This is a genomic window from Streptomyces sp. 5-10, from assembly GCF_014712245.1.
Lineage (GTDB): Bacteria > Actinomycetota > Actinomycetes > Streptomycetales > Streptomycetaceae > Streptomyces > Streptomyces violaceusniger.
In genome coordinates this window covers 14,145-40,170 of the sequence record NZ_JACVYG010000029.1, presented here as the reverse complement: position 1 = coordinate 40,170, position 26,026 = coordinate 14,145, and the positions used below count along the sequence as shown (strand labels likewise).

The following is a 26,026-nucleotide window of genomic DNA, read 5'->3' as shown; positions in this document are numbered from 1 at the left end:
GGGCACGCGTGTGCGAATCGTAGGCTGTGCCCATGACCGTTCTTCCCGCCCGTCGTCTGCTGCTGGTACACGCACATCCGGACGACGAGTCGATCAATAACGGCGCGACCATGGCGAAGTATGCCGCCGAGGGCGCACACGTCACCCTGGTGACCTGCACCCTCGGTGAGGAAGGCGAGGTCATCCCGCCTGCCCTCGCGCACCTCGCCGCCGACCGCGACGACGCGCTCGGCCCGCACCGGATCGGCGAACTCGCCGCGGCCATGGCCGCCTTGGGGGTCGAGGACCACCGCTTCCTGGGCGGGCCCGGCCGCTATCGCGACTCCGGGATGATGGGCGCCCCGCAGAACGACCGGCCGGACTGCTTCTGGCGGGCCGACCTGGACGAGGCTGCCGGGCATCTGGTGGCCGTGGTCCGCGAGATCCGGCCACAGGTCCTCGTGGCGTACGACCCCAATGGGGGCTACGGCCACCCCGATCACATCCAGGCGCACCGCGTGGCGATGCGCGCCGTGGAACTGGCCGCCGATCCCGGCTTCCGCCTCGATCTCGGCGAGCCGCACGACATCGCGAAGGTCTACTGGAACTGCGTGCCGCGCTCGGCCGTCGAGGAGGGCTTCGCCCGGCTCCGGGCCGCGGGCCGTGACTCCCTCTTCCCCGGCGTCGCCACGGTGGACGACGTCCCCGGGGTGGTGGCGGACGCGGACGTCACCGCGTTCATCGACGGCACCGCCCACGCCGGGGCGAAGGCCGCGGCGATGCGCGCCCACGCCACCCAGATCGCGGTGGACGGGCCCTTCTTCGCGCTCTCCAACGACCTGGTCCAGCCGATGTTCCTCCATGAGCACTACCGGCTCGTCAAGGGCGAGGCCGGGGCGGACCGCGAGGACGACCTGTTCGCGGGGGTGACGGCGTGACGGCCCCGCGCCTGGGCGGATACGTCCTGCTCGCCGTGGCCGGGGTGCTGGTGGGCGGTGCGGGCGCGCTGGTCCAAGCGGCGTGGTTCCCCGGCGGGTTGCTGCTCGCGCTGCTCGCGGTCGCGGGCCTGTGCTATGGCGGGGTCAAGGTCATGGGCGCCCGGATGGGCGGTGGAGTGCCCGCGGGGGCCTGGACGGTGGCCGTGTTGCTGCTCACTTCCACCCGTCCGGAAGGGGATTTCCTTTTCGGCGCCGGGCTGGGGTCGTACGCTTTCCTCCTCGGCGGGATGTTCATCGGTGTGATGTGTGCCACGCTGCCTCTGGTGCCGCAACCTCCTGGCCCGCCGGTCCGACTTGGTAAGTGACGTGACGTTTTCGGCACGACGTCCCCGGCACTCGGAGGCCCTTCGGACTCATGGCGAAGGGTGCGCCATCGGGCGTACCGGATGCGGTGATCCGGCGGCCGTCAAGTGCGCGTCCGCACCGCCCAGTATGGTGGTGCCGCCGCCGAGCCGCCCGCGCGAGGTCTGACGGGCGGCGGAGCTAACTGGGAGAACCTGCTTTGAGCCGTGAATCTGACAGTTCGTCCTCCGGGCCCCGGGAGGGAAGCGGTGGTGCCGCCTACCCGTCGGGCACCCCGCCGTACGGATCCCGCCAGTACCCCTCGCCGAGCCCCACGCAGGAGGCCCCGCAGGGTGCCGCCGAGGATGGGCAGGCGCGTGCCGCGGCCAAGCCGGAGGAGCCGAAGACCGAGACCACGCTGACGACCCGGATCAAGATCAACATTCCGGGGTCGCGGCCCATCCCGCCGGTGGTCATGCGCACGCCCGTCGCGGAGGACGGCGTGCCCGCGCCGCGCTCCGGCGACGACGACGCCCCCGAGCGCACCAGCGCCCTGCCCCGGGTCGACTTCACGCCGACACCGGAGCGCGGGGTGCCGGCCGAGCCCGGCGGGGCCAATGAGCCCACCGAGGGACGGGAGAGGAAGAGCGGCAAGGGCGACGGCGAGCGGACCAGCGACTGGTTCTCGCCCCGTAAGCCCAGAAGCGGCTTGTCGGCCACCGGGAACACCCCGAAACCGCCGACGCCTCCGGCCCCGGACACCACGCAAGGGTTCCCCGCACCGGACACCACCCAGGGTTTCCCCGCACCCGACACCACACAGGGCTTCCCTTCCCCGGAGACCACGCAGGGATTCCCCTCGCCGGAGACCACGCAGGGATTCCCGGCCCCCGACACCACTCAGGGGTTCCCGGCGCCGCAGCAGGGCGGCGGCCCGGTCGCCGATCTGCCGTACTTCACCGACGCCCAGGCCCCGTCCGGCCACCCCGAGCCGACCGGGCCCACCACCGGCCCGGTCACCGGCGACATGTACATGCCGCCGTCCGGCCCCGGTGCGGCCCCGCGCGACAGCGAGTTGCTGGCCCCGCCCGGACCGGGCTCCTCGGGCGGCGCGTACGGCGGTGACCCGCAGACGCCTCCGGGCGGAGTGGGCCCGCTGGCCGGCGGCGGCCCGGCCGGTCAGCCGCCGACCCCGCCGGGCGGCTCGCCGCTGTCCGGCAGCCTCGGCGCCACCACCGGCGTGGGCCCGCTGACCGACCCCGGGAAGGGGCCCGCGGACGGCCTCGGAGCCGATCCGTCCCCCTCGCTGTTCCGCGACCCCGAGCCCACGCCGACCGGTGGCGTACCGCCGGAGCAGATCTCCAGCGACACGCTGGTCAGCGGGGTGCCCGTGGTGCCCTCGGCCGAGGGCCGGGCCAAGCCGCCGTCCCCGCCCGCCCCGGGCGGCCCGGGGGCCCCGGCGCCCGGCGGCGACAGCGCCCCGGCGCCGTCCGCCCCGAAGGCCGGAAAGCCCAAGAAGAAGGGCCGGTCCAAGGTCGTCATGGCCGGGGGCCTGCTGTTCGTGATCGCGGGCGGGGCCTACGCGGCCGGTCTGGTGATGAACCACGCCGATGTGCCGAACGGCACCACCGTCCTCGGCGTCGACATCGGCGGCACCTCCAAGGAGGTCGCCGTCGACAAGCTGGACTCCGCGCTGGGCAAGCGCACCACCGCCCCGCTGACGGTGTCGGTCGACGGCCAGGAGAAGGAGATCAAGCCCTCCGTCGCCGGCCTGGCGCTCGACACCGAGGCCACGGTCCGGGACGTCGCGGGCCGGGACTACAACCCGGTCACCGTGATCGGCTCGCTCTTCGGCGGCACCCATGAGGCCGACCCGGCGGTCACCGTGGACGAGGAGAAGCTGCGGGACGCCCTGGAGCGGCTCGCGGGCGACTCCGGCACGGCCCGCGAGGGCGGCATCAGCTTCACCTCCGGCAAGGCCGTCCCGGTGTACGGCAAGGAGGGCAAGGGGCTGGACGTGGACAAGGCGGTCAAGGCCGTCTCGGACGGGTTCCGGCTGCGCGCCGAGACCGGCCAGAACAAGGCCATCACCCTGCCGGTGACCATCAAGCGCCCCACGGTCAGCAAGGCCGAGGTGGACCGGAAGCTGAAGACCTTCGCCGAGCCCGCGATGTCGGGGCTGGTCACGGTCCAGACGGACGCCGAGCACTCGATCCCGTTCGGCCCGGACAAGTCGCTGCCGAAGATCCTCTCCATGCGGGTGGTCGACGGCAAGCTGGTGGAGCACTACGACCTGGCCGTCCTCAAGCAGCTCTACGGCAGCACCTTCGACGGCGTCCTGCTCGAGCGGGGCGACGGCTCCAAGAAGCCCGTGACCCCGGAGGACGTGGTGTCGGCGCTGCGCCAGGCGCTGGTCGGCAAGACGCCCAGCGAGCGCATCGGCATCGTCGGCAAGGACAACTGACCGGCCGGTCACGCGCGGTCGGACGACGCGGCCCCCGCCCGGCACCGGGCGGGGGCCGCGGTATGTCTTCCGGGTCGCGTCTACTGGGCCGCGTCACGCACCGACCCATGACATCTGTCATCTCCAGGTCACGACCGCTGACACTGCCGGGCACACCCCGCCCTCGGCCAGTCTTGTGGCCATGACCGCAACGACCGCTGTTTCCGCCCCCGGCACCGGGGCCGCCGCCACGGGTGCCCCGCCGCCCGTGGTCCGCTTCGAGAAGGTGAACAAGGCCTACGGCAGCGTGCGCGCCGTGACCGATCTCGATCTCACCCTGTACCCGGGGGAGACCGTCGCCCTGCTGGGCCCCAACGGCGCCGGCAAGTCCTCCAGCCTCGATCTGCTGCTCGGCCTGCGCCACCCCGACTCCGGCCGGGTGGAGGTCTTCGGCACCACCCCGCGCCAGGCCATCGTCCGTGGCCGGGTCGGCGCGATGCTCCAGAGCGGCTGTCTGATGGAGGAGGTGACGGTCCGCGAGCTGGTGGGGCTGGCCTGCGATCTGCACCCCAAGGGCCATCCGGTGGACGAGGTGCTGGAGCGGGCGGGGATCACCGAGATCGCCTCCCGCAAGGTGAACAAGCTCTCCGGCGGTCAGGAGCAGCGGGTGCGCTTCGCGTTCGCCACCGCCGGGGCCTCCGATCTCATCGTGCTGGACGAGCCCACGACCGGTATGGACGTCTCGTCCCGGCAGACCTTCTGGGGCGCGATACGGGAGCAGGCGAAGCAGGGCCGCACCATCCTGTTCGCCACCCACTACCTCGAAGAGGCCGACGCCGTCGCCGACCGGGTGATCGTGCTGCACCGCGGCCGGGTGCTGGCCGACGGCTCGTCCGCCGAGATCAAGGCGATGGCCGGGGCCCGGCGGATCTCCTTCGAGCTGGACGGGCCGGTCGACGAGACGGCGCTGCGCGCCCTGCCCGCGCTGACCGGGATCGAGATTTCGGGGCGTACCGTACGGATGCGGTCCACCGACGCGGACGCGACCGTCCACGCGGTCTACGGGCTCGGGCTCTATCCGCACGGGCTCGAGGTCACCGGCCTCGGTCTGGAGCAGGCGTTCCTCGCCATCACCGACGCCGCGGCGGCAGTTGAGGAGTCCGCACGATGAAGACGCTGGTCAAGCTGGAGATCGCGCGGACCCTGCGCAACCGCAAGTTCATGTTCTTCACGGTCGTCTACCCGTCCGTGCTCTTCCTGCTGATCGCGGGCAGCGCGGACGCCGACGACCGGGTGCCCGGCACCCGGCTGTCGATGCCGCTCTACTACATGGTCGCGATGGCCTCCTTCGGGGCGCTGACCGCCGGGCTGATGGGCAACGGCGAGCGGATCGCCAAGGAGCGCGAGGGCGGCTGGACCCGCCAGCTGCGGCTCACCCCGCTGCCCGGCCGCGGCTATGTGGGGGCCAAGATCGCCGTGGGTGCGGTGGCCACCCTGCCGTCGATCGTGATCGTCTTCGTGGTGGCCGCCGTCGCCAAGGGCGTACGGCTGGACGCCGCCTGGGAGTGGCCCGCGCTGACCGCCGCGATCTGGGCGGGCTCCCTGGTCTTCGCGGCGCTCGGGGTGGCCATCGGCTATCTGGCGAGCGGGGACGCGGTACGGCCGCTGACGATGATCATCTACTTTGGTCTGTCGATCCTCGGCGGACTGTGGATGCCCACCACGTCGTATCCGCGGTGGCTGGAGAACATCGGCGACTACCTGCCCACCCACGCCTACACCGCGCTCGGCCAGGCGATCGAGCTGGGCGGCGCCCCGCACGCCAAGGACGTGGCGCTGCTCATCGGCTATCTCGCGGTCTTCGCGGGCGGCGCGGCATGGCTGTACCGCAAGGACACCCGTAAGGCATGACCGAGGGCGTGGCCCGAGGCGTGATCCGAGGAGAGACCAACCATGGCTGACCGGGCCGAGTGGACCGACGGCGATGCCGAGTGCCGCCCCGGCGGGCGCCGCCGGCCGACCTGGTGGGCCGACGCGATGGCGTACGACGAGGAGTACGACCGGGTGGTCTCCATCGGGCAGCCCCCCGAGAACCGCAGGCAGGCGCTGGTCAAGCTGATGTGGATCGGGATCTGGATGGCCTATATGGGCGCGCCGGTGAGCGATCTGGCCGACGGCAACCACACCGCCCTGGGCACCGTGTGCGGCGGGCTCGGCCTGCTGGTCTTCGTCGCCGTCTATCTGGCGCTGGTCTTCCGGCACACCGGGCGGGCGCTGAGCCGGGCCGCGGTCCTGGGGGCGCTGGGCATGATCTGCGCGCTCGCCGCCGTGCTCACCCTCACCATGGGCGACGACTGGCTGGTGCTCTCGGTCTATGTGTCCGTCGCCTTCGGGGCGGTGCTGCCGCTGCGGCTCGCGAGCTGGGCGATCCCGCTGAACACCGCGTTCATGGTGGCCGTCGGGGTGCTGGTGCGCGGCTCGCACGGGCTGGTGTCCGCCCTCGTCATCCCCTCGCTGCTCGGTGGCTTCGCGATGAGCGGCGTGCGGCAGATGGTCCGCACCACCCGGGCGCTGCGCGCCGCCCGCGCCACCGTGGCCCAGCTCGCCGCCAACGAGGAGCGGCTGCGGCTCGCCCGCGATCTGCACGATCTGCTGGGCCACTCGCTCTCCCTGATCACGCTCAAGAGCGAGCTGGCGGGGCGGATGCTCCCCGACAAGCCCGAGCAGGCGGCGCGTCAGGTGGCCGATATCGAGCGGGTCAGCCGGCAGGCGCTGGTGGACGTCCGGGAGGCGGTCAGCGGCTTTCGCCGCCCCACCCTGGAGACCGAGGTCGCCGGGGCCCGTACCGCCCTCGTCGCCGCGGGCATCGCCGCCGATCTGAGCCGGGCCGACATCCACCACCCCGACCTTCCGCCCGACCAGGAGGGTGCGCTGGCCTGGGCGCTGCGCGAGGCGGTCACCAATGTGGTGCGGCACAGCGGGGCGCGCCGCTGTGCGGTGACGCTCGACGAGACGGGCGACGAGCTGTGCCTGACCGTCACCGACGACGGCCGTGGCGCCACCGGCCCGCACGGCAACGGGCTCACCGGGCTGGCCGAGCGGCTCCAGCTGGCCGACGGCCGCCTGGAGACCGGCCCCGGCGAGCGCGGCGGGTTCACCCTCCGCGCCCTGGTCCCGCTCTCCCGCGGCGCCCGCGTGGAACTGCCCTCGCAGGCGGCGCCGTAGGGAACTCGCAGGCCGTGCCGTAGGGAAGGCGGGTGGTCCGCAGGGAAGGCGGGCGGACCGGCGGGTCCTGGCCACTGCGGGAGCGGCTACGCTGCGGGGCGTGATCCGGGTACTGCTGGCCGAGGACCAGTCCATGGTGCGGGAGGCGCTGGCCGCGCTGCTCGGGCTCGACGACGAGATCGAGGTCGTCGCGCAGGTGGCGCGCGGCGACGAGGTCGTGGACGCCACCCGGACCCATCGCCCCGATGTGGCGTTGCTGGACATCGAGATGCCCGGTATGAGCGGGATCGAGGCCGCCGCCGCGCTGCACCGGGCCGAGCCCGGGATCCGGATCGTGATCCTGACCACCTTCGGCCGGCCGGGCTATCTGCGCCGCGCCATGGAGTCCGGCGCCGACGCCTTCCTGGTCAAGGACGCCCCGGCGGCGCAGCTCGCGGACGCGATACGGCGGGTGCTGCGCGGGGAGCGGGTGATCGACCCCACGCTGGCCGCCGCCGCGCTCGTGGACGGGGCCAGCCCGCTGACCGCGCGGGAGCGCGAGGTGCTGCGCGCCTCGGCGGACGGCTCGACCAACGCGGAGCTGGCCCGCGCGCTGAACCTGTCGCCGGGTACGGTCCGCAACTACCTCTCCACGGCCATCCAGAAGACCGCCGCCCGCAACCGGGCCGACGCCGTCCGCATCGCCCGCGACAAGGGCTGGTTGTAGCGACCGCGCCTGGCGGCCGCGCCCTTGATGGCCGCGCCCTCGACAGGGGCGCGGGCCGTGCCGGGCGGCGAGGGGCGCGGGCCGTGCCGGGCGGCGCGCTCAGTTCAGCATCGCGCGGGCGGCGCGGGCCTGGCGGCGTATCGTCTCGGCGGCGTCGGGCTCCACCGCCGCCACGACCTCCGCGTAGTCCTCCAGCTCCTTGGCGCCGGTCAGGAACTCGCCCCGCTCCACCAGGAGTTTCGCCCGCTCGTAGCGGAGCTCGGCCGGGTGGCTGGGCAGCAGCAGGGACAGCTCCAGCGCCCAGAGCCGGACATCGGTGCGCTCGGGGCGGGCGGACGCCCAGGCGCGGATGTTGTTGAGGATCCGCAGCACGATGTCCAGCGGGCCGGCCGGGGTCAGCATCGACGGCGAGAGCGGGGTGCCCGTGGCCCCCGACACCAGCGTCGCCGCGTCCTCGTCGGACAGCGGCCGCCCGCCGTCGAACGGATCGGCCAGCACATGGCCGCCGTAAGGATCGCCGAAGCCGACCACGAAGTGGCCCGGCAGCCCCACCCCGTACACCGGCGCGCCCGCCCGCCGCGCCACCTCCATCCACACCACGGACAGCAGGATCGGCAGTCCGCGGCGGCGCCGCAGCACCTGGTGGAGGAGCGAGGACTCCAGCCGCCGGTAGTCGGCCGGGCCGCCCCGGAAGCCATGGCGTTCGCCGAGGAGGCGGGCCAGCGCGGCGGCCCAGTCCTCGGGGCCGCCGGGGGAGAAGGGGAGCTGACCGGCCAGCCGATCCAGCTCGATCTGGGCTTCGTCGATTCCGGTCTCGTCCAGGCCGGGGTCGGCCTCCATGCCCACCAGAAGGCACAGCAGCGCCAGATCGGGGCGCTCTTCGCGGGCCGCGTCGGCGAACCGGCGGCGGCGGGAGACGTCGTTCATCCGTGGCATAGCCGCCTCGTACCCTGCTCAGCGCGGATCCTGTCCGGACGCGCGCCAGTGATGGTAGCTGTGGTGGACGGTGAAGCCCATGCCCTCGTAGAGGGCGTGTGCCCCGTCATTGTCCGTCTCCACCTGGAGATACGCGGCTGAGGCGCCCTCGTCGAGCGCCGTGCGGGCCAGCGCCGTCATCACGGCCTTGGCCAGCCCCTGGCGCCGCCGCTCCGGGGCGACCTCCACGGCGGTGAACCCGGCCCAGCGGCCGTCCACCACACAGCGCCCGATCGCGGCCGGGGCGCCGCCCCCTTCCGCCGCTATGGTCGCGAACCACACCGACGGGCCGCCCGACAGCACCGCCCGCGCCTCGGGCGAGGGCTCGCCGGACGACCGCTGGTAGCGGGTCAGCCAGGCGTCGTCGAGGTGGCGGGAGAGCGTCACCGCCGAGATGTCGGCGTCCAGGTCCCCGATGGGGGCCAGCGCCGCAATCTCCATAAGGGAGGAGACCTCCCGTATCCAGCCGCGGCTCTCCAGCTCCGCGGCGAGCAGTTCCTGGGTGCCCTCGGCGCCCGTGCTGACCTGGATGTACGCGGGCAGCTCCCGCGCCGCGTACCATGCGGTCACCCGGCGCAGCGCCGCGTCGAGCCCCATCCCGGGGTCGCCGAGGGGCAGCACCGAATTGGCGCGCCGGGTGAAGCCGCCGGAGGCGCGCAGCGTCCACTCGCCCAGCGGCTCGCTGGTCACCGGCGGCCAGGCCCGGGCGGCGACCCGGTCCAGCTCGGGCGCGCTCGCGGCGGGGCCGCGGCGGCGGGCCGGAGCGGCGGGCACCACCTTGCCCGCCACCAGGGACGACTCGGCGATCCGCACCGGCTCACCGGTGCGCCGGGTGATGGAGAGCGTGCCCTCGGTCCACGATGTGAGAACCCCGACCACGTCGGTGAACGTGGCGCCGGGCTCACGATCTTCGGTCACAAGCCTGACCGAGACGCGTTTTCCCACGTCATCCGGGGTGATCCGGACTTCGAGACGTCCGCCAGTGGTGAAATCCACAGCTCTGTCAGCCCCTCATGTGCGCTCGGTGCCCAAGAACGGAGATACTAGGTGCGGGCATCGACGACGCCGCGCTCCCGCGCGATAGCAGCCCTAACGAGGAGGAACGACAGCGTGACCTACGTCATCGCGCAGCCTTGTGTCGACCTGAAGGACAAGGCGTGCATCGAGGAGTGCCCCGTCGACTGTATCTACGAGGGCCAGCGGTCCTTGTACATCCACCCGGACGAATGCGTCGACTGCGGGGCCTGTGAGCCGGTCTGCCCGGTCGAGGCGATCTTCTACGAGGACGACACTCCCGAGGAGTGGAAGGACTACTACAAGGCGAACGTCGAGTTCTTCGACGAGCTCGGTTCGCCCGGTGGCGCGAGCAAGCTCGGCCTGATCGAGCGGGACCACCCCTTCATCGCCGCGCTTCCGCCGCAGGAGCACGACGAGTAAAACCCCTGCCCCGGCGCCATCGCCCGGAAGCAGTCGGCGGTCCCGTATGGCCTGTGGCCTGCGGGACCGGGCTGTTTCCCGGGCCTCCCCGGCGCTCCCGCGGGCTGCCCGGCGCTCCGGCGGATTTCCCGGAGCCCGCCGGGGGTCCCCGGGGGTCCGCCGGGTCCCCGGGCCCCTCGGCCCGGGCAGTTCCGAAGAAAGCGAGTCACCCCGTGCCACCCGTCTCCGCCCGCCTTCCGGTCTCCGACCGCCTCCCGGTCTTCCCCTGGGACCGGCTCGAACCGTACAAGGCGACCGCCGCGGCCCACCCCGACGGCATCGTCGACCTCTCGGTGGGCACCCCCGTAGACCCGGTCCCCGAGCTGATCCGCACGGCGCTCGCGGACGCCTCGGACAGCCCCGGCTATCCGACCGTCTGGGGCACGGCCGCGCTGCGCGACGCCCTCACCGGCTGGGTGGAGCGGCGGCTGGGCGCGGCCGGAGTGGCCCACACCCAGGTGCTGCCGGTGGTCGGCTCCAAGGAGCTGGTGGCCTCGCTGCCGGCGCAGCTGGGCCTGGGCCCAGGGGACCGGGTCGCCTTCCCGCGGCTCGCCTACCCGACGTACGAGGTGGGCGCGCGGCTGGCGGGCGCCGAGCCGATGCCGTACGACACGGAGACATTCGCGGCCGGCGCCGGGGGCACGGAGCTCGACCCGGCCGGGCTGAAGCTGCTATGGCTGAACTCCCCGTCCAACCCCACCGGCCGGGTGCTGTCCGGGGACGAGCTGCGCGCCGCGGTCGCCTGGGCCCGTGCCCACGGGGTGCTGGTGGTCAGCGACGAGTGCTATCTGGAGCTGGGCTGGGAGGCGGATCCGGTCTCGGTGCTCCACCCGGAGATCTCCGGCGGCTCCTTCGAGGGGCTGGTGGCGGTCCACTCGCTCTCCAAGCGGTCCAATCTGGCGGGCTACCGGGCGGCCTTCCTCGCCGGTGACGAGGCGGTGCTGGGCGAGCTGCTGAAGATCCGCAAGCACGGCGGGATGATGGTCCCCGCGCCGGTGCAGGCCGCCACGGTCGCGGCGCTCGGCGACGACAAGCACGTGACGGAGCAGCGCGAGCGCTACGAGCGGCGCCGGGCCGCGCTGCGGTCGGCGCTGCTGGGCCACGGCTTCCGCATCGAGCACAGCGAGGCGTCGCTGTACCTGTGGGCGACGCGGGACGAGCCCTGCTGGGACACCGTGGGCGCCCTCGCCGAGCTGGGCATCCTGGTGGCCCCGGGCGAGTTCTACGGCGCCGCGGGGGAGCGGCACGTCCGGGTCGCGTTCACGGCGACGGACGAGCGCGTGGAAGCGGCGGTCCGCCGACTGGCGGGCTGAGCACCGGAAGCCGCCCGGGGGTGTCCGGCGGGTCGTGACGCCTGCGGCGGGCTGCTTGCTCCCCTACCCGACCCTTCCCACGACTGGGGCGCAGCCCCAGACCCCGTCCCGGGGCTGCGCCTCGGGTTCCGGCCCGGGGCTCTGCCCTGGATCCCGGGGTCCAGGGGCGGAGCCCCGGTCCGGGGGCTGGGGCGGAGCCCCAGTTTCGGGAAGGGGCGGGGAGGGGAACAGCCCGCCGGACCCGTAGCGGCCGATGAACCCGCAGGGGCCCGGGGAGTTCGCGAACTCCCCGGGCCCCTGCGTACGTCCGGCGGACGATCAGCCGAGCAGCGGCAGGCCCTTGATCGGCAGGCCCCTGACCGGCAGGTCCGGGCCCTGCGGGGCGCTGGGCGCGGGGGCCTGCGGGGCGGCGGCCGGGGCGGCGGGGGCGGCCGGGGCGGGCCGCGCGGGCTTCGCCGCCTTGCCCTTGCCCTTGGCGTGGGCGCCGCCCCTGCCCTTCCCGTGCCCGAGGGCCCGGCCCTCGCCCTTACCGGCGGCCTTGGCGTGCGCGGCCTTGGCGTGGGCGGCCCTGGCCGAGGTGCTCTTGGCCGGGGCGCTCTTGGCGGCCTTGTGGGACTTGGCGGCCTTCCCGCCCTTGGCGGGCTGCGCGGGCTTGTCCGGGGTCACGTTCGCCGGGGCGGCCTTGCCCGGCAGGATCCCCTTGACGGTCCCGCCGGCCTTGCCGCTGACGTCACCCGCCGTGCTCCCGACCTGCTGCGAGGCGACGTCGGCGACCTCACCGACCGAGGCGGCGTCCAGCGAGGACAGCCCCAGGTTGGAGGCCTGCGGCTGGGCCGGCTCCGCCGCACTCGCGGCGCCGGCGGCGCCGACGACGGGAGCCGCGCTCGCCGCGACCAGTAGCGCCGCGCGGGCGATCCGACGGGTGAGAGGGAGGGACATGGTGCTCCTTTGACGAGGGGACAATTGGCGTCTGTGTCCGGCGATTCGGACGCTGTGAATACCGCGTGAACCTCGCGAAGGTTGCGGTGCCCCAAGGCAAAGAGTTGGTAATGCGTCGCATTATCCGTTTCTGCGCGTAATACGCCCGGACCATTCCGCCTTAGGTGCCGCTCAATCCACTGTCAGCCGTCCTGAACTGCGGTGATTCCATGCGCTATCGCATGGTGTCGATCCGTACTTCCGCCCCCGAAATCCCCTTGGCCGGACGCCAACCCGCCCCGGAATTGCGCGCGTTCCATTCACGTTGGCCATAAGAGACACGTTCGATGCGCAACTCGTCCGAGTGGGCCACCGCCCAGTGCGCGATCTCCCAGCCGCGCTGCCCGGTGCGCCCCGGGGCCGCCGCCTCGGGCACCGGAACCAGCACCGTGTGCGGCGAGGGGGCGGCCTGCTCGCCGCCGTGCCCGGCCAAGGCGGGCCGCGCCTCCGTCTCGTCGCCGAACTCCCGCTTGAGCGCGGCCCGTACGCGCACCGGATCGCCCGCCTTGCCGTCGTCCGGCGGCCCCGGGCAGCTGAGGGCCGCCCCGGAGCGCCCGGTGAGGGCGCCGGTCAGCACCACCGCTTCGGTCTCGTGCTTCGCGTACGCCTGCGGGAAGCCGCTGCGCTGCACCCGCTGCGCCGCCACCGTCAGCGGCAGCCGTGAATAGCCGGGCATCCGCACCAGGTCGTCGTAGAACTTCCCGGCGGCGTAGACCGGATCGCGGATCTGCCGCACATTTCCCCAGCCCTGGGACGGGCGCTGCTGGAACAGCCCCTGCGAATCCCGGTCGCCGTGGCGGATGTTGCGCAGCCCCGACTCCTGGAGGGCGGTGGCCAGTGCGATGGTGACGGCCCGCTCGGGCAGCCCGCGGGAGGCGGCCACGGCCTCGATCGTGGCGGCGTTCACGGTCTGCTCGGGGGAGAGCCGCACCTGGACGCCGCCCGCCCGTACGACACAGCGCGGCGGTCCCACACCGCCCGTCACCAGCTGCGCCGCCAGATATCCGGCCAGGCCCAGCAGTACGGCACAGGCGACCGCGGCCCGCAGCAGCCGGGCGCGGTGGGAGAAGACGGACAGGGGCACGGGCCACACGGTACTGGAGCCGCACGCGGCCTGTTTCCCGATCCCGGGTGCGGGGTGGGGAACGCCACGTTCGCGGGGGCGGCCGGGGGTGGCCGGGGGCCGGGGCCGCCGGGCCCGCGGGCCGACCGGCTAGGGTCGCGGGTATGGCACACCCAGCACTCGACCTGTCCCTGGACGCGGCCCGGCTCACCGCCCGGCTCGTCGACTTCCCCTCGGTCAGCGGCGAGGAGAAGGCGCTCGCCGACGCCGTGGAGCAGGCCCTGCGGGCCCTGCCCCAGCTGACCGTCGACCGGGACGGGGACGCCGTCGTGGCCCGTACGAACCTGGGCCGGGACGAGCGGGTCGTGCTGGCGGGCCACCTGGACACCGTGCCGATCGCCGACAACGTGCCCTCGCGCCTCGACGACGACGGCGTGCTGTGGGGCTGCGGCACCTCCGACATGAAGTCCGGCGTCGCCGTACAGCTGCGCATGGCCGCCACCGTGCCCGCGCCCAACCGCGACCTCACCTTCGTCTTCTACGACCACGAGGAGGTCGCCGCCGAGCTCAACGGGCTGGGGCGGCTGGCCAGGAACCACCCCGAGTGGCTGGCCGGGGACTTCGCCGTGCTGCTGGAGCCCACCGACGGCAAGGTCGAGGGCGGCTGCCAGGGCACGCTGCGGGTACGCGTGAGCACCCGGGGGCGGCGCGCCCACTCCGCGCGCAGCTGGCTCGGCGAGAACGCCATCCACAAGGCGGCCCCGATCCTGGACCGGCTGGCCGGTTACCTGCCCCGGCGGGCGGAGATCGACGGGCTGACCTACCGCGAGGGCCTCAACGCCGTGACGATCGAGGGCGGCCACGCGACCAACGTCATCCCCGACTTCTGCACGGTGACGGTGAACTTCCGCTTCGCCCCCGACCGCTCCGAGGAGGAGGCGCTCGCCCACGTCCGCGAGGTCTTCACCGGCTTCGAGGTCGAGCTGACCGACAGCGCGCCCGGCGCCCTGCCCGGTCTCGCCCATCCGTCGGCCGCCGCGCTCGTGGCGACGCTCGGGGTGGAGGTGGCGCCCAAGGACGCCTGGACCGATGTGGCCCGCTTCTCGGCGCTCGGCGTGCCCGCCGTGAACTACGGACCCGGTGATCCGAAGCTGGCCCACACCCGGGAGGAGCACGTTTCGGTCGCCGCCGTTCTGGAGGCCGAAGAGCGACTGCGGGCCTGGCTGACCCGCTAGGCGGTGCCCGGCGGACCGTGACGCCTGCGGCGGGCTTGCTCCCCACCCCGCCCCTTCCCGAAACCGGGGCTCCGCCCCAGCCCCCGGATCGGGGCTCTGCCCCGGGCCCCGTAGCTGGGGCTTCGCCCCCGGGCCCCCGTATCTCGGGTTTCGTCCCGGACCCCGAAACCGGGGCTGTGCGCCAGATCCCGGATCGGGGCTCCGTAGCTGGGGTTTCGTCCCGGGCCCCCGTGTCTCGGGTTTCGTCCCGGACCCCGAAACCGGGGCTGTGCGCCAGATCCCGGATCGGGGCTCCGTAGCTGGGGTTTCGTCCCGGGCCCTGTGTCTGGGGTTTCGTCTCGGGCCCCGAAGCGGGGGCTGTGAGTCTGATGTCTGATCCCGGATCGGGGCTCTGTCTGGGGCCCCGTAGCTGGGGTTTTGTCCCGGGCCCCCGTGTCTGGGGTTTCGTCCCGGGCCCCGAAGCGGGGGCTGTGCGTCTGGTCCCGGATCGGGGCTCTGTCTGGGGCTCCGTAGCTGGGGTTTCGTCCCGGGCCCCGAAGCGGGGGCTGTGAGTCTGATGTCTGATCCCGGATCGGGGCTCTGTCTGGGGCTCCGTAGCTGGGGTTTCGTCCCGGGCCCCCGTGTCTGGGGTTTCGTCTCGGACTCCGAAGCGGGGGCTGTGCCTCGGTCCTGGGCTGGGGCTCCGCCTCTTCTCGCGGCATCGATGTGCCGGCTCCGGCCCGGGGCCCGGGGTCCAGGGGCGGAGCCCCTGGATCGGGAAGGGGCGGGGAGGGGCAAGCATCGCTAGGCGGCTCCGCCGCGTGGTCCGCCAGGCACCCCGTAGCGGCGCCGGCGGACCGCGCACCTGTGTGATCAGCGGTTCGGTGGGTGAGCGTGGCCCGGATTTCGGCTGTAGGCCGCCCGAGGGGCCTACCCTGAACCACAGATCTTTGACCAGATCTTGGTCTTGGCGAAGGGAGCACTCAGTGGGCAACGCCGAAGAAGAGCGAGCGCTGCGGGAGCAGCGTCTGGGCCCGGTCGTGCGCCGCCGCCACCAGATGCGACCCGAGACGACCGACCAGCGGCTCCTGGACACCCAGGGGGCCACTCACTGGGTGCACGAGGACCCGTTCCGGGTGATGCGCATCCAGTCGGAGTTCGTCGAGGGCTTCGGCACCCTGGCGGAGCTGGGCCGGGCGATCAGCGTGTTCGGTTCCGCCCGTACGCCCGAGGGGTCCCCGGAGTACGAGGCGGGGGTGCGGATCGGCCGGGCCCTCGCGGAGGCGGGCTTCGGGGTGATCACCGGCGGCGGCCCGGGCGCGATGGAGGCGGCCAACCGCGGTGCGACCGAGGCGGGTGGTGTCTCGGTCGGCCTGGGCATCGAGCTGCCGTACGAGCAGGGCCTGAACCCGTACGTCGACATCGGGGTCAACTTCCGCTACTTCTTCGTGCGGAAAACGATGTTCGTGAAGTACGCCCAGGGGTTCGTGGTGCTGCCCGGCGGGCTCGGCACGCTCGACGAGTGCTTCGAGGCGCTCACCCTCGTCCAGACCAAGAAGGTCACCCGCTTCCCGATCGTCCTCTTCGGCAGCGCCTACTGGAAGGGCCTCGTCGACTGGCTCACCAACACCCTCATCGCGGAGGGCAAGGCGTCCCCGCACGACCTGGACCTGTTCCACCTCACCGATGACATCGACGAGGTGATCGACCTGGTGACCAAGGAGTCCGGCCCCTGACCGCGCGCGTCTCCGCACGATCCGCTCAGGCCAGTCCCCGGCGGGCGACCGCCGGGGACCGGTGGCCCGCGATGGACGACACCATGTCCAGCACCTGACGGGTCTCCGCCACCTCGTGCACCCGGTAGACCCGGGCCCCCAGCCAGGCCGATACGGCGGTCGTCGCGAGCGTGCCGATCAGTCGCTCCTTGACCGGCCGGTCCAGGCTCTCGCCGACGAAGTCCTTATTGGACAGCGAGACCAGCACGGGCCAGCCGGTCTCCGCCAGCTCGCCCAGCCGTCGCGTCGCCTCCAGGGAGTGGCGGGTGTTCTTACCGAAGTCATGGCCCGGGTCGATCATGATCCCGTCCCGCCGCACCCCCAGTTCGACGGCGCGCTCCGCGAGCTCCAGGGTGACCCGCAGGATGTCCTCCACCACATCGTCGTAGCCGATCCGGTGCGGGCGGGTGCGCGGCCGGGCCCCGCCCGCGTGGGTGCACACCAGCCCGGCGCCGTACCGGGCGGCGACCTCGGCCAGCTTGGGGTCGACCCCGCCCCAGGCGTCGTTGAGCACATCCGCGCCCGCTTCGCAGACCGCCTCGCCGACCTCATGGCGCCAGGTGTCCACGCTGATCACCACGTCCGGATGGCGCCTGCGCACCTCGGCCACGAAACCCACCGTGCGGCGCGCCTCCTCCTCGGCGCTCACCTCGTCGCCCGGACCGGCCTTGACGCCGCCGACGTCGATGATCGCGGCGCCGTCCGCGATCGCCTGCTCCACCCGGGCCAGGGCGGGTTCGTCGCTGAAGGTCGCACCCTGGTCGTAGAAGGAATCCGGCGTCCGGTTCACGATCGCCATGATCACCCGGTCGTTCTCGCCGAACTCACGTCGTCCCAGCCGCAGCATCGAACTTCCCTCACGTCTTCTTCCAGGTTGCGGGCAGCGACGATAACTGTCAGAGGGGCATGGCACGATCGGGGCAGACAGTTATCGAGGCCGACGGACACAGACTCAACCATGCATCTGACGGGGAGACGATCACCGTGTTCTTGTTCTTGCTGATCGCGCTGGTCGTTGTGGTCGGCGGGGTCACGCTCGCCGTCGTCGGCGGCGGTGACGGCCCGCTCACCGACGCGCCCCCGGACCGGCTGGACGATCCGCTGCCCGCCGACCGGCCGCTGGCGCGCGCCGACGTGGAGGGGCTGCGGCTCCCCATGACGCTGCGGGGCTACCGGATGGCGGACGTCGACGATGTGCTGGGCCGCCTCGGCGCCGAGCTCGCCGAGCGGGACGCCCGGATCGCCGAGCTGGAGGCGGCGCTCGCCGGTCCGCGCCCGAAGCCCTTGTCGTCCTCCGGGCCCGGCCCCGATCCGCTGTCGGCCCCGGAGGGCGACCATGGCTTCGGGCCGAGCGGCCTCGAGGGCCCCGGCCCCGAGCGGCGCGGCTTCGAGGACGGCGGCTTCGAGGGCAGGGGCTTCGACGGGATCGGCTTCGACGGAAACGGCTTCGAGGGCCGCGGTTACGAAGGGCATGGCGCATGAGCGAGCGGGGTGTGGTCGAGGGGCCGGACGGTCTGCCGCGCTGTCCCTGGGGCCTGGAGAGCGAGACCATGGCCGACTACCGCGTCTACCACGACACGGAGTGGGGCCGCCCGGTCCACGGCGATGACGCGCTCTATGAGCGGATCTCCCTGGAGGCGTTCCAGTCCGGGCTGTCCTGGCTGACGATCCTGCGCCGCCGGGAGGGGTTCCGGGCCGCCTTCGCCGACTTCTCGATCAAGAAGGTCGCGGAGTTCACCGAGGCCGACGAGGCGCGGCTGCTCGCCGACCCCGGCATCATCCGCAACCGCGCCAAGATCGCCGCCACGATCGCCAACGCCCGTGCCGCGGCGGCGCTGGCGCCCGGGGAGCTGAGCGAGCTGATCTGGTCCCACGCCCCGTCGCCGGACGGCCGCCCGGTCCCGCGGACCTTCGCCGACGTTCCCGCGATCACCCCGGAGTCCACGGCCCTCAGCCGCGATCTCAAGAAGCGCGGCTTCCGCTTCGTCGGCCCCACCACGGCCTATGCGCTGATGCAGGCATGCGGCCTGGTCAACGACCATCTGGCCGACTGCCACGTCCGCGACGCGGTCTGAGCGCCCCGGCCGCCGGCCTTCGGTGGCCGGGGGACGGGGCCGAGGCCGGGCGGCCGGGCTGCCGGTCCGCTCAGCGGCCGGTGAACCTCGGCTTCTCCTTCTTCACGAACGCGTTCACCGCGATGGCGTGGTCGTCCGAGGCCCCCGCGCGGCGCTGCAGCTCGTCCTCCATGGCCAGGGCCTCGGTGAGGGTGTGGCCCGCGGCGAACGCCAGGGACTCCTTGATCGCCGCATAGGCCGCGGTGGGGCCCTCGGCCAGCCGCCGGGCGACCGCCGCCGCCTCGGAGGCCAGCTCGCCGGCCGGGACCACCCGGTGGGCGATGCCCAGGCCGAGCGCCTCCTGGGCGTCGATGGTGCGCGGGAAGAGCAGCAGATCCGCCGCCCGGCCGTAGCCGATCAGCCGCTGAAGGGTCCAGGAGACGCCCGAGTCGGCGGTCAGCGCGACCCCGGCGAAGGAGGTGTTGAAGGAGGCGGTGTCGGCGACGATCCGGTAGTCGGCGGCGAAGGCGAAGCCCGCCCCGGCGCCCGCCGCGACGCCGTTGACCGCGGCGACCACCGGCTTCGGCATCCCGGCGATCGCGGTGACGATCGGGTTGTAGTGCAGCGCCACCGTGCTCATGGTCGAGCCCTCACCGCTGCCGTCGCGGTCGGCGGCCAGCAGGCCGATGTGCTCCTTGAGGTCCTGGCCGACGCAGAAGGCGCGCGGCCCGGAGCCGGTGAGCAGCACGGCCCGCACCGCCGGGCTCTCCGCGGCCTCCAGCAGCGCGTCGCGCAGCGCCTCCTTGGTGTCGATGTTCAGGGCGTTCATCGCGTCGGGACGATTCAGCGTGATCGTCGCGAGACCCTCGGTGAGGTCGTAGAGCACGGTGTCGGCCATGGCGGTCCTCCGGCGGTGGGGCGAGGCGGGCGGCTCGGGCTGCGGCCGCATCGGCGGGCCCGGGAGGGGCCCGCCGATGCGGTCAGCGCACAGCATGCCGGAGATCATGACCGACCGACATGTGACCCGCGTCAAAGAACCGGCCCTTCGTTCGGTGACGGCGGGCGTACGCTACCGCGAGCCCCTCCCCGAATTGGGTGGTTTTGGGAGAACGTCTCGCACAGGCGTTGCCGACCGATGTTGGTCATCGGGTCGTGCCATGCGGGATAATGAGGGGGAAGCAACGTGTTCGATGCCGGTGACACCTGGGTTGTCGGCTGCGATGAGCTGGTTTCAGGAAGGGGAACGAGCATGGCGGCCATGAAGCCGCGGACGGGCGACGGCCCGCTCGAGGTGACCAAGGAGGGGCGGGGCATCGTCATGCGCGTTCCGCTCGAAGGCGGCGGTCGGCTCGTCGTCGAGCTGACACCGGACGAGGCCGACGCCCTCGGCGATGCCCTGAAGAAGGTTGTCGGCTGACGGCTTACGGCCCACCATCACCCGCGCGCTGCCCCGGCGGCCGGTACGTCAGGTACCGACCGCCGGGGCAGCGCTCGTACGGGGGTTCCGCCGGAGGAGGCGGAGGGCGGCCGTTCCCGAATCGGTGAGGATTCAGCCCCGATCAGCCCCGTCCGACCGCGAGAATCGGCCCCGTGCGGCCGCGAGGATCCAGCCCCGCCTGACCGCGAGGATTCAGCCCCGTCCGACCGTGGGATTCAGCCCCGCTTGACCGCGCAGAGCAGGCCGTCGCCGACCGGCAGCAGGGACGACTGGAGCACGGTGGACTCCCGTACGGTCCGCAGCAGCTCGCGCACCCGCAGCACCTCCGTCGGCTGTGCCGCGGAGTCCACGGTCCGCCCGTTGGTGAAGACCCCCTCGAAGCAGACCAGCCCGCCGGGCCGCAGCAGCCGCAACGATTCGGCGAGGTAGTCCAGGCACTCCAGCCGGTCGCCGTCGCAGAAGACCAGGTCGTAGCCGCCGTCGGCCAGCCGGGGCAGGACGTCGAGGGCGCGGCCGGGGATGAAGCGCGCCCGGTTCCCGGTGAATCCGGCCGCGCGGAACGCCTGCCGGGCGAACTGCTGCATCTCCGGTTCGGTGTCCACGGTGGTCAGCACGCCGTCCGGGCGCATTCCGCGCAGCAGATGGATTCCGGAGACGCCCGTGCCGGTGCCGATCTCGGCGACGACCTTGGCGTCGGCGGTGGCAGCGAGCAGCCGCAGCGCGGCGCCGGTGCCCGCCGACACCGAGCGCAGCCCTGCTTCCCGGGCCCGGTCGCGGGCCCAGTGAAGGGCTTCGTCCTCGGCGACGAACGCGTCGGCGAACGCCCAGCTCGTCTGCCGGTTGCCGGTAATGACCCTCTCCTGTCCCCGTAGTTGGCGCAACGGTGACTGTATCCGCTGCGCACGGGAACCCGCAGATGGGACCAGGCGTTGTAGAGGCCGGGGGGACCGTATGGATCACGACCAAATGCAGGTCAAAAATGCTTATCCGGAGCTAACGGGCGAGGTGGATATGGTAGGGGCTCTACTGGACACCACCAGAGCCGACAGGGGAGGTGCGGCTGCGGCCGGTGACCGGAGAGTGCTGAAGCGCTTTCGCAGGTCAGCGGGCGAGCCGAAATCCGTGACCAACACCGCTGACCGTTCTCACCCCCGTAGCCCGCAGGGCACGGGAGGTGCGCCCGTCGCCGAGTCCGCCACCACCGCGACCTTCGCCACGGATGCGGACGCGGCGTGGACGCCTCCCACCTGGGAGGAGATCGTCAGCACTCACAGCGCACGGGTCTACCGCCTCGCCTATCGGCTCACCGGTAACCAGCACGACGCCGAGGATCTCACCCAGGAAGTGTTCGTCCGCGTCTTCCGCTCGCTGTCGACGTACACCCCGGGCACCTTCGAGGGCTGGCTGCACCGCATCACCACCAATCTCTTCCTCGACATGGTCCGCCGCCGGCAGCGCATCCGCTTCGACGCGCTCGGCGAGGACGCGGCGGAGCGGCTCCCCAGCCGCGAGCCCTCTCCCCAGCAGCACTTCAACGACACCCACTTCGACGCGGATGTGCAGCAGGCGCTGGACACCCTCGCCCCGGAGTTCCGCGCCGCCGTGGTGCTCTGTGACATCGAGGGGCTGTCGTACGAGGAGATCGCGGCCACCCTGGGCGTCAAGCTGGGCACCGTGCGCAGCCGCATCCACCGCGGCCGCTCGCATCTGCGCAAGGCGCTGCAGCACCGGGCCCCCGCGGCGCGGACCGGACAGCAGCATGAGGTCGCCGCGGTGGCGCCGCGTGTCACGGCCCCCCGGCTGAGTGGGGAGGTCGGAATCGCGTGACCCGATCAGGCGGTCCGTCCCCCGCCGAGCAGCATCTCGGCGACCGCCTTGCGGCTCTGGTCGACGGTGAGCTGGGGCATGACGCGCGGGAGCGCGTCCTCGCCCATCTCGCCACCTGCTGCAAGTGCAAGGCGGAAGCCGATGCTCAGCGTCGGCTGAAAAACGTGTTCGCCCAGACGGCGCCCCCGGCACCGTCGGAGGGCTTTCTGGCCCGTCTCCAGGGCCTGCCGGCCACGGGCGGCGAGGACGGTGTGGGTGGCTCCCCCTTCGGGGGCCCGGGCGTCTTCGGCCCGCGCGATCTGCGCGGCGGCTCGCGGGACGTGCGCGAGCTGCGCGATGTGCGGGAGGCGGAGGAGAGACGGGAGCGGGCGTTCGCCTTCGTGCCCGCGGTGCCCCCGGGCACCGCGATCGCACCGGCGGCGTCGGCCCGTGCCTCGCGGCAGCGCGGCTTCCGGATCCATGAGGTCGAGCGCCCCGCCCCGCGCCGCAGGTTCGCCTTCGCGGCGGCCGGAGCGGTCTCGCTGGCGGCCTTCGCGCTCGGCGCGGCCCTGCCGCTGGACGCGGCGGTCGACCCCCCGGGGAATTCGGCCGACGGCGCCGACACCGCGGTCTCCCCGGTGGGCGCCGACACCGCCGTGAACGCGGGCGTGCGGGAGCGCACCCGCCAGGAGGTGGGCCTGCTGGCCACCACGGACACCAGCACGGGCGCCCCGTCCCCGACGGCCACCCCGTACCCACCGTCCCTGCGCCAGCCCGTGGCGGCGCTGAATCCGCTGATACAGCCGATTCTGTCGGTCACCGAGCTGCTGCGGACGTCGAACTCCACACCCCCGGCCCCCCGGCCGACCCAGCTGGAGGTCCCGTCCGGACCCGCGTCGGGCGGCTCGCCGTACCTCGGGGTCAGCGCGCCCCCGAAGTAGCGCGGAAGCGGTACGACGGCGATCACGGCGCCCCGTTTCCGGCCGCCCGTGTCTTTGCCGATCATGACAAGGTCTTTTCGTCCGCCCTGCGCGAGCGCCGACGGACCTGATTGAATCGCCTCCGGGCAGCGCGACCCGGAGGCGGCGATGTATGCCCCCGGACGGGTGCGGTCCCTGCCTGTCTGCGGGAACTTGGGGAGATCATGGACGAGCCGATGGCCAAGGCCCCTGGGCCCAAGCCGAAGCCGAAGTGGTGGAGCCGTCCGGCCGCCGCGCGACCCGGCGACCGGCCGAGCGACGCGGCGGAGGGCGCCGAGGAGCGTGCGGAGGCGGCCGCGGCGCAGGTGGCGCCGGAGCCGGTGGACGCCCCCGTGGAGGGCCCGGCGCCCGAGGAGCGGGCGCCTCGGCCGTTGCATGAGCCCGACCCGTACAGCACCCCGCCCTACGGCGACCCAGGGCCCTGGGCCCCGGCCCCGCCCGTTCAGCACCCGGTGGCGACCCCCGCGCAGGGCACGCACGTCCCGCCCGGAATGGCCCAGGCGCCGCCCCAGGCGCCCGGGATGACCCCGCCCCACGGCACCACCGTGCCGCCCGCCGCGGGGCCCGTACCGGGCCAGGGCGCGCCCCCGCCCCTGCCGCGGCACCCCGGGATGACCCCGCCGCACGGCACACAGCTGCCTCCGGGCCCCGGAGAGCCCCACCAGGGCCACCAGCCGCACCAGAGCCACCAGGGCGCCCCCATGGCGCGGCCCGCCCAGAGCGCCCAGTGGGGTGCCTACGACCCCTGGGCCGTGGTCCCGCCGCCCGCCGAGCGCGAGCGGAAGACCGTCTCGCGCCGCGGCGCGTGGATCGCCGTGCTGCTGATCGCCCTGGTCGCGGGGTGCCTCGGTGGCGGTATCGGCGCCTACGCGGAGCGGGACCGCGCCTCCGGGGGCGTGGATGTGAAGCTGCCGCAGGCCCCGGTCGAGAAGGAGGCCAGGTCGCCGGGCAGCGTCGCCGGGATCGCCGCCAGCTCGCTGCCCGGCGTGGTGACCATCCATGTGCGCGGCAGCGCGGAGGAGGGCACCGGCACCGGATTCGTCCTCGACAAGCAGGGCCACATCCTCACCAACAACCACGTCGTCCAGCCGGCCGGCACGGACGGCGACATATCGGTGACCTTCAACAGCGGCCAGGACGCCAAGGCCAAGGTGATCGGCCGGGACGCCGGGTACGACCTCGCGGTGATCAAGGTCGACCGCGTCTCCGGGCTCACCCCGCTGCCGCTGGGCAACTCCGACTCCGTGCGCGTCGGCGACCCCGTCGTGGCCATCGGGGCCCCCTTCGACCTGGCGGGCACGGTCACCTCCGGGATCATCAGCGCCAAGGAGCGCCCCATCACCGCGGGCGGCGAGAAGGAGGACGGCAGCGACGTCAGCTATGTCGACGCGCTGCAGACCGACGCCCCGATCAACCCGGGCAACTCCGGCGGCCCCCTGGTCGACCGCAAGGCGCGGGTCATCGGGATCAACAGCGCGATCCGGGCCGCCGACGACGGCTCGGGCCTCGGCGGCGGCCAGGGCGGCAGCATCGGCCTGGGCTTCGCCATCCCGATCAACCAGGGCAAGCGGGTCGCCGAGGAGCTGATCAACACCGGGAAGGCCACCCATCCGGTCATCGGCGTCACCCTCGACATGGGTTACACGGGCGACGGCGCCCGGGTGAACACCAAGGGCGCCGGCGGTGGCCCGCCGGTCACCGCGGGCGGCCCCGGCGACAAGGCGGGGATCGAGGCCGGTGACGTGATCACGGAGGTGGACGGCGTCCAGGTGCACAGCGGCCAGGAGCTGATCGTGAAGATCCGCAGCCACCGCCCCGGGGACCGGCTCGAGCTCACCGTCGAGCGCGACGGCAAGGAGCGCGCCGCGGAGCTGACCCTGGGCTCGGCGAGCAGCGGCTGACGCCCGTTGTTGGCCCGGCCGTCTCCCGCGCCGCCCCCACCGCCAGGTACGGTATTGAGTGGCCCAGGCCGGGGCCCAGACGTCTTGAGGAGCTGCAAGGTGTTGGACATAGGACCTCTCGAGCTTGTCGCGCTCGTTGTCCTTGCGGTGCTCGTCTTCGGCCCGGACAAGCTCCCGAAGGTGATTCGGGACGTGACGCAGTTCATCCGGAAGATCCGGGAGTTCTCCGACAGCGCCAAGGAGGACATCCGCTCCGAGCTGGGGCCGGAGTTCAAGGACTTCGAGTTCGAGGACCTCAACCCGAAGACCTTCGTGCGCAAGCACGTGCTGGACTCCGATGAGCTGGGCCTGAAGGAGATCCGGAACGGTTTCGACCTCCGCAAGGAGATGGCGGAGGTCGCCGACGCGGTGCACGGCCGGGAGAGTGATCCGCAGCAGGGCTCTTCAGGGGCTTCCGGCACCACTCCGCCGTCCCTGTCCAAGGACGGCTCCAACACGCCTGACCTGCTGCGCAAGCGCGAGGAGCCGGGGCGCGACGAGCGTCCGCCTTTCGACTCCGACGCCACTTGATCCCCCCGTATGCCCGGCCTGGTTGACCCGTATGGCTATCCTCCCTTTGTCCGGGGTGAGGGTCGCCCGAGGGGGGCGGGCCGCCCACGACGCAGGGCACACGAGGAGGCCGCGCGCACATGGAGACCACGGGTCGGCTAGGGGAACGAGGGGTGGCAGCGGCCGCGCAGGGGATGCCGGCCGACGCCCGGCGGAGCGTCGACGGCTATCTGATGGCCGCCTTCCCCTGGTACGGGCTTGACGAGGCGTTCACCGGCCCCCGCTGGCTGATGCAGGTGGGCGCGGCCGCGGACGGCATCGTGGAGTACGGCTCGACCGGTCATGGCGAGGAGCCGTCCCTGAAGGTCGAGACCGATATGGACCAGCAGCGCTTCACGGTGGTCGTCACCGTCGCCAGCCGCCCGGGGCGGGACAGCTCCGACGGCACCGGCAAGCTGGAGGCCACCTCGGTCTCCTCGGCCGCCTGGCTGGCCGGCTCCGGTCTGTTGTCGTGCACCTGGCCGACCCGCATGGAGCGGGCGCTGCGCCAGGACTGGCTGGACCAGCAGACCGCGATCGCCTGGGAGCTGGCGGACGACCTGGAGGGCGAGAGCTGGTCGCAGCTGTCGCTCCCGGTGGACGGGGTGCCGACCGACTTCCACTACCGCGAGTCGGAGTACGGCTGGGTGCTGGCCGGTACGGCGAACGAGGACGTGCACATCGGCGCGTACGGGCGCGGGATGAGCGCCTACGGCCTGGGCTTCGCCGTCGTGAAGGACATCGCCCGCTACGACGGGTAGGGGCGTTACCCGGCTGAGGGTAGGGCGTACCCGGCTGAGGGGCGGTTTCCTCCGGGAAACCGCCCCTCAGC

The 26,026-nt window shown here is 73.1% G+C and carries 26 protein-coding genes; 19 read left to right on the top strand and 7 right to left on the bottom strand.

Annotated features, from left to right (window positions below; genetic code table 11):
- Positions 1 to 32: 32 nt before the first annotated feature.
- The 7 genes from mshB (at position 33) to IEJ02_RS28020 (ending at position 7,633) form a co-directional block, all read left to right on the top strand.
- The gene (mshB, locus tag IEJ02_RS28050) at positions 33 to 917 is read left to right on the top strand and encodes an N-acetyl-1-D-myo-inositol-2-amino-2-deoxy-alpha-D-glucopyranoside deacetylase (protein ID WP_191067382.1); all 885 of its coding nucleotides are present in this window, start codon (positions 33 to 35) and stop codon (positions 915 to 917) included.
- A complete protein-coding gene (locus tag IEJ02_RS28045) occupies positions 914 to 1,282 on the top strand; it encodes a DUF6113 family protein (protein WP_137979403.1) in 369 nt (122 codons plus the stop codon). The genes mshB and IEJ02_RS28045 overlap by 4 nt, the downstream gene beginning before the upstream one ends.
- A gap of 197 nt (positions 1,283 to 1,479) precedes the next feature.
- A complete protein-coding gene (locus IEJ02_RS28040; RefSeq protein ID WP_191067381.1) occupies positions 1,480 to 3,723 on the top strand; it encodes a peptidoglycan binding domain-containing protein in 2,244 nt (747 codons plus the stop codon).
- 181 nt (positions 3,724 to 3,904) lie between these two features.
- A complete protein-coding gene (locus IEJ02_RS28035; RefSeq protein WP_191067380.1) occupies positions 3,905 to 4,873 on the top strand; it encodes an ABC transporter ATP-binding protein in 969 nt (322 codons plus the stop codon).
- Positions 4,870 to 5,613, top strand: coding sequence for an ABC transporter permease (locus IEJ02_RS28030; protein WP_191067379.1), 744 nt, complete (start codon positions 4,870 to 4,872; stop codon positions 5,611 to 5,613). The genes IEJ02_RS28035 and IEJ02_RS28030 overlap by 4 nt, the downstream gene beginning before the upstream one ends.
- 42 nt (positions 5,614 to 5,655) lie before the next feature.
- Positions 5,656 to 6,927, top strand: a complete 1,272-nt coding sequence (locus IEJ02_RS28025) for a sensor histidine kinase (protein WP_191067378.1) — start codon at positions 5,656 to 5,658, stop codon at positions 6,925 to 6,927.
- Positions 6,928 to 7,027: 100 nt separating this feature from the next.
- Positions 7,028 to 7,633: a response regulator transcription factor gene (locus IEJ02_RS28020; RefSeq protein WP_370467148.1), complete on the top strand. Its 606-nt coding sequence runs from the start codon at positions 7,028 to 7,030 to the stop codon at positions 7,631 to 7,633.
- Positions 7,634 to 7,732: 99 nt separating this feature from the next.
- Here IEJ02_RS28020 and IEJ02_RS28015 read toward each other — a convergent pair whose 3' ends face one another.
- Complete coding sequence (locus IEJ02_RS28015) at positions 7,733 to 8,569, bottom strand: transglutaminase-like domain-containing protein (RefSeq protein WP_191067377.1); 837 nt, start codon at positions 8,567 to 8,569, stop codon at positions 7,733 to 7,735.
- Positions 8,570 to 8,587: 18 nt separating this feature from the next.
- A complete protein-coding gene (locus IEJ02_RS28010; protein ID WP_191067376.1) occupies positions 8,588 to 9,604 on the bottom strand; it encodes a GNAT family N-acetyltransferase in 1,017 nt (338 codons plus the stop codon).
- 114 nt (positions 9,605 to 9,718) lie between these two features.
- Here IEJ02_RS28010 and fdxA point away from each other — a divergent pair, with 114 nt between their 5' ends.
- Entirely contained in the window at positions 9,719 to 10,045 is a 327-nt protein-coding gene (fdxA, locus tag IEJ02_RS28005) for a ferredoxin (protein WP_014054705.1), read from the top strand.
- 212 nt (positions 10,046 to 10,257) lie between these two features.
- Positions 10,258 to 11,397, top strand: coding sequence for a succinyldiaminopimelate transaminase (dapC, locus tag IEJ02_RS28000; protein ID WP_191067375.1), 1,140 nt, complete (start codon positions 10,258 to 10,260; stop codon positions 11,395 to 11,397).
- A gap of 318 nt (positions 11,398 to 11,715) precedes the next feature.
- Here the strand turns inward: dapC and IEJ02_RS51140 are convergent, their stop codons facing one another.
- Both IEJ02_RS51140 and IEJ02_RS27990 read right to left on the bottom strand, forming a co-directional pair.
- Positions 11,716 to 12,336 (bottom strand): ATP-binding protein, encoded by a 621-nt coding sequence (locus IEJ02_RS51140; RefSeq protein WP_370467147.1) that lies wholly within the window; start codon positions 12,334 to 12,336, stop codon positions 11,716 to 11,718.
- A gap of 214 nt (positions 12,337 to 12,550) precedes the next feature.
- A complete protein-coding gene (locus IEJ02_RS27990; protein ID WP_191067374.1) occupies positions 12,551 to 13,468 on the bottom strand; it encodes a VldE C-terminal domain-containing protein in 918 nt (305 codons plus the stop codon).
- A gap of 134 nt (positions 13,469 to 13,602) precedes the next feature.
- On the opposite strand from IEJ02_RS27990, the gene dapE reads away from it, so the two are divergent.
- Both dapE and IEJ02_RS27980 read left to right on the top strand, forming a co-directional pair.
- Entirely contained in the window at positions 13,603 to 14,673 is a 1,071-nt protein-coding gene (dapE, locus tag IEJ02_RS27985; RefSeq protein WP_191067373.1) for a succinyl-diaminopimelate desuccinylase, read from the top strand.
- A 965-nt stretch (positions 14,674 to 15,638) separates the two neighbouring features.
- The gene (locus tag IEJ02_RS27980; protein WP_020868627.1) at positions 15,639 to 16,388 is read left to right on the top strand and encodes an LOG family protein; all 750 of its coding nucleotides are present in this window, start codon (positions 15,639 to 15,641) and stop codon (positions 16,386 to 16,388) included.
- Positions 16,389 to 16,413: 25 nt separating this feature from the next.
- On the opposite strand, the gene folP is transcribed toward IEJ02_RS27980, so the two are convergent.
- Entirely contained in the window at positions 16,414 to 17,274 is an 861-nt protein-coding gene (gene folP / locus IEJ02_RS27975; protein ID WP_191067372.1) for a dihydropteroate synthase, read from the bottom strand.
- Positions 17,275 to 17,411: 137 nt separating this feature from the next.
- Between folP and IEJ02_RS27970 the strand changes: the two genes are divergently transcribed.
- Positions 17,412 to 17,909 carry a DivIVA domain-containing protein gene (locus IEJ02_RS27970; protein WP_191067371.1) on the top strand — a complete coding sequence of 166 codons (498 nt, stop codon included), beginning with the start codon at positions 17,412 to 17,414 and terminating at the stop codon, positions 17,907 to 17,909.
- Complete coding sequence (locus IEJ02_RS27965) at positions 17,906 to 18,502, top strand: DNA-3-methyladenine glycosylase I (RefSeq protein ID WP_191067370.1); 597 nt, start codon at positions 17,906 to 17,908, stop codon at positions 18,500 to 18,502. Before IEJ02_RS27970 ends, IEJ02_RS27965 begins: the two co-directional genes overlap by 4 nt.
- 70 nt (positions 18,503 to 18,572) lie before the next feature.
- On the opposite strand, the gene chcB is transcribed toward IEJ02_RS27965, so the two are convergent.
- A complete protein-coding gene (gene chcB, locus IEJ02_RS27960; protein WP_191067369.1) occupies positions 18,573 to 19,379 on the bottom strand; it encodes a 2-cyclohexenylcarbonyl CoA isomerase in 807 nt (268 codons plus the stop codon).
- A 351-nt stretch (positions 19,380 to 19,730) separates the two neighbouring features.
- Here chcB and IEJ02_RS27955 point away from each other — a divergent pair, with 351 nt between their 5' ends.
- Complete coding sequence (locus tag IEJ02_RS27955; RefSeq protein WP_003966491.1) at positions 19,731 to 19,898, top strand: DUF3117 domain-containing protein; 168 nt, start codon at positions 19,731 to 19,733, stop codon at positions 19,896 to 19,898.
- A gap of 236 nt (positions 19,899 to 20,134) precedes the next feature.
- On the opposite strand, the gene IEJ02_RS27950 is transcribed toward IEJ02_RS27955, so the two are convergent.
- On the bottom strand, positions 20,135 to 20,800 hold the full coding sequence (locus IEJ02_RS27950) for an O-methyltransferase (protein WP_137979415.1): 666 nt from the start codon (positions 20,798 to 20,800) through the stop codon (positions 20,135 to 20,137).
- Between the two features lie 130 nt (positions 20,801 to 20,930).
- Here IEJ02_RS27950 and sigE point away from each other — a divergent pair, with 130 nt between their 5' ends.
- The 5 genes from sigE to IEJ02_RS27925 all read left to right on the top strand — a co-directional run bounded on the left by sigE (position 20,931) and on the right by IEJ02_RS27925 (position 25,955).
- Positions 20,931 to 21,746 carry an RNA polymerase sigma factor SigE gene (sigE, locus tag IEJ02_RS27945; protein ID WP_137979416.1) on the top strand — a complete coding sequence of 272 codons (816 nt, stop codon included), beginning with the start codon at positions 20,931 to 20,933 and terminating at the stop codon, positions 21,744 to 21,746.
- Positions 21,743 to 22,666 (top strand): anti-sigma factor family protein, encoded by a 924-nt coding sequence (locus tag IEJ02_RS27940; RefSeq protein ID WP_191067368.1) that lies wholly within the window; start codon positions 21,743 to 21,745, stop codon positions 22,664 to 22,666. The genes sigE and IEJ02_RS27940 overlap by 4 nt, the downstream gene beginning before the upstream one ends.
- Before the next feature lie 203 nt (positions 22,667 to 22,869).
- Complete coding sequence (locus IEJ02_RS27935; RefSeq protein ID WP_191067367.1) at positions 22,870 to 24,606, top strand: S1C family serine protease; 1,737 nt, start codon at positions 22,870 to 22,872, stop codon at positions 24,604 to 24,606.
- A gap of 99 nt (positions 24,607 to 24,705) precedes the next feature.
- Positions 24,706 to 25,176 (top strand): sec-independent translocase, encoded by a 471-nt coding sequence (locus tag IEJ02_RS27930; RefSeq protein ID WP_191067366.1) that lies wholly within the window; start codon positions 24,706 to 24,708, stop codon positions 25,174 to 25,176.
- Positions 25,177 to 25,295: 119 nt separating this feature from the next.
- Positions 25,296 to 25,955, top strand: coding sequence for a hypothetical protein (locus tag IEJ02_RS27925; protein WP_137979418.1), 660 nt, complete (start codon positions 25,296 to 25,298; stop codon positions 25,953 to 25,955).
- The last annotated feature ends 71 nt before the right edge of the window (positions 25,956 to 26,026 follow it).

What these genes read in the sequence shown, in the direction of transcription:
- mshB (WP_191067382.1), top strand. Translation starts at nt 33, where the DNA reads ATGACCGTTCTTCCCGCCCGTCGTCTGCTGCTGGTACACGCACATCCG.
- IEJ02_RS28025 (WP_191067378.1), top strand. Translation starts at nt 5,656, where the DNA reads ATGGCTGACCGGGCCGAGTGGACCGACGGCGATGCCGAGTGCCGCCCC.
- IEJ02_RS28015 (WP_191067377.1), bottom strand. Translation starts at nt 8,569, where the DNA reads ATGCCACGGATGAACGACGTCTCCCGCCGCCGCCGGTTCGCCGACGCG.
- IEJ02_RS51140 (WP_370467147.1), bottom strand. Translation starts at nt 12,336, where the DNA reads ATGTCCCTCCCTCTCACCCGTCGGATCGCCCGCGCGGCGCTACTGGTC.
- IEJ02_RS27955 (WP_003966491.1), top strand. Translation starts at nt 19,731, where the DNA reads ATGGCGGCCATGAAGCCGCGGACGGGCGACGGCCCGCTCGAGGTGACC.
- IEJ02_RS27965 (WP_191067370.1), top strand. Translation starts at nt 17,906, where the DNA reads ATGAGCGAGCGGGGTGTGGTCGAGGGGCCGGACGGTCTGCCGCGCTGT.
- dapE (WP_191067373.1), top strand. Translation starts at nt 13,603, where the DNA reads ATGGCACACCCAGCACTCGACCTGTCCCTGGACGCGGCCCGGCTCACC.
- IEJ02_RS27925 (WP_137979418.1), top strand. Translation starts at nt 25,296, where the DNA reads ATGGAGACCACGGGTCGGCTAGGGGAACGAGGGGTGGCAGCGGCCGCG.
- IEJ02_RS27935 (WP_191067367.1), top strand. Translation starts at nt 22,870, where the DNA reads ATGGACGAGCCGATGGCCAAGGCCCCTGGGCCCAAGCCGAAGCCGAAG.
- chcB (WP_191067369.1), bottom strand. Translation starts at nt 19,379, where the DNA reads ATGGCCGACACCGTGCTCTACGACCTCACCGAGGGTCTCGCGACGATC.
- IEJ02_RS28030 (WP_191067379.1), top strand. Translation starts at nt 4,870, where the DNA reads ATGAAGACGCTGGTCAAGCTGGAGATCGCGCGGACCCTGCGCAACCGC.
- sigE (WP_137979416.1), top strand. Translation starts at nt 20,931, where the DNA reads ATGGTAGGGGCTCTACTGGACACCACCAGAGCCGACAGGGGAGGTGCG.
- IEJ02_RS28035 (WP_191067380.1), top strand. Translation starts at nt 3,905, where the DNA reads ATGACCGCAACGACCGCTGTTTCCGCCCCCGGCACCGGGGCCGCCGCC.
- folP (WP_191067372.1), bottom strand. Translation starts at nt 17,274, where the DNA reads ATGCTGCGGCTGGGACGACGTGAGTTCGGCGAGAACGACCGGGTGATC.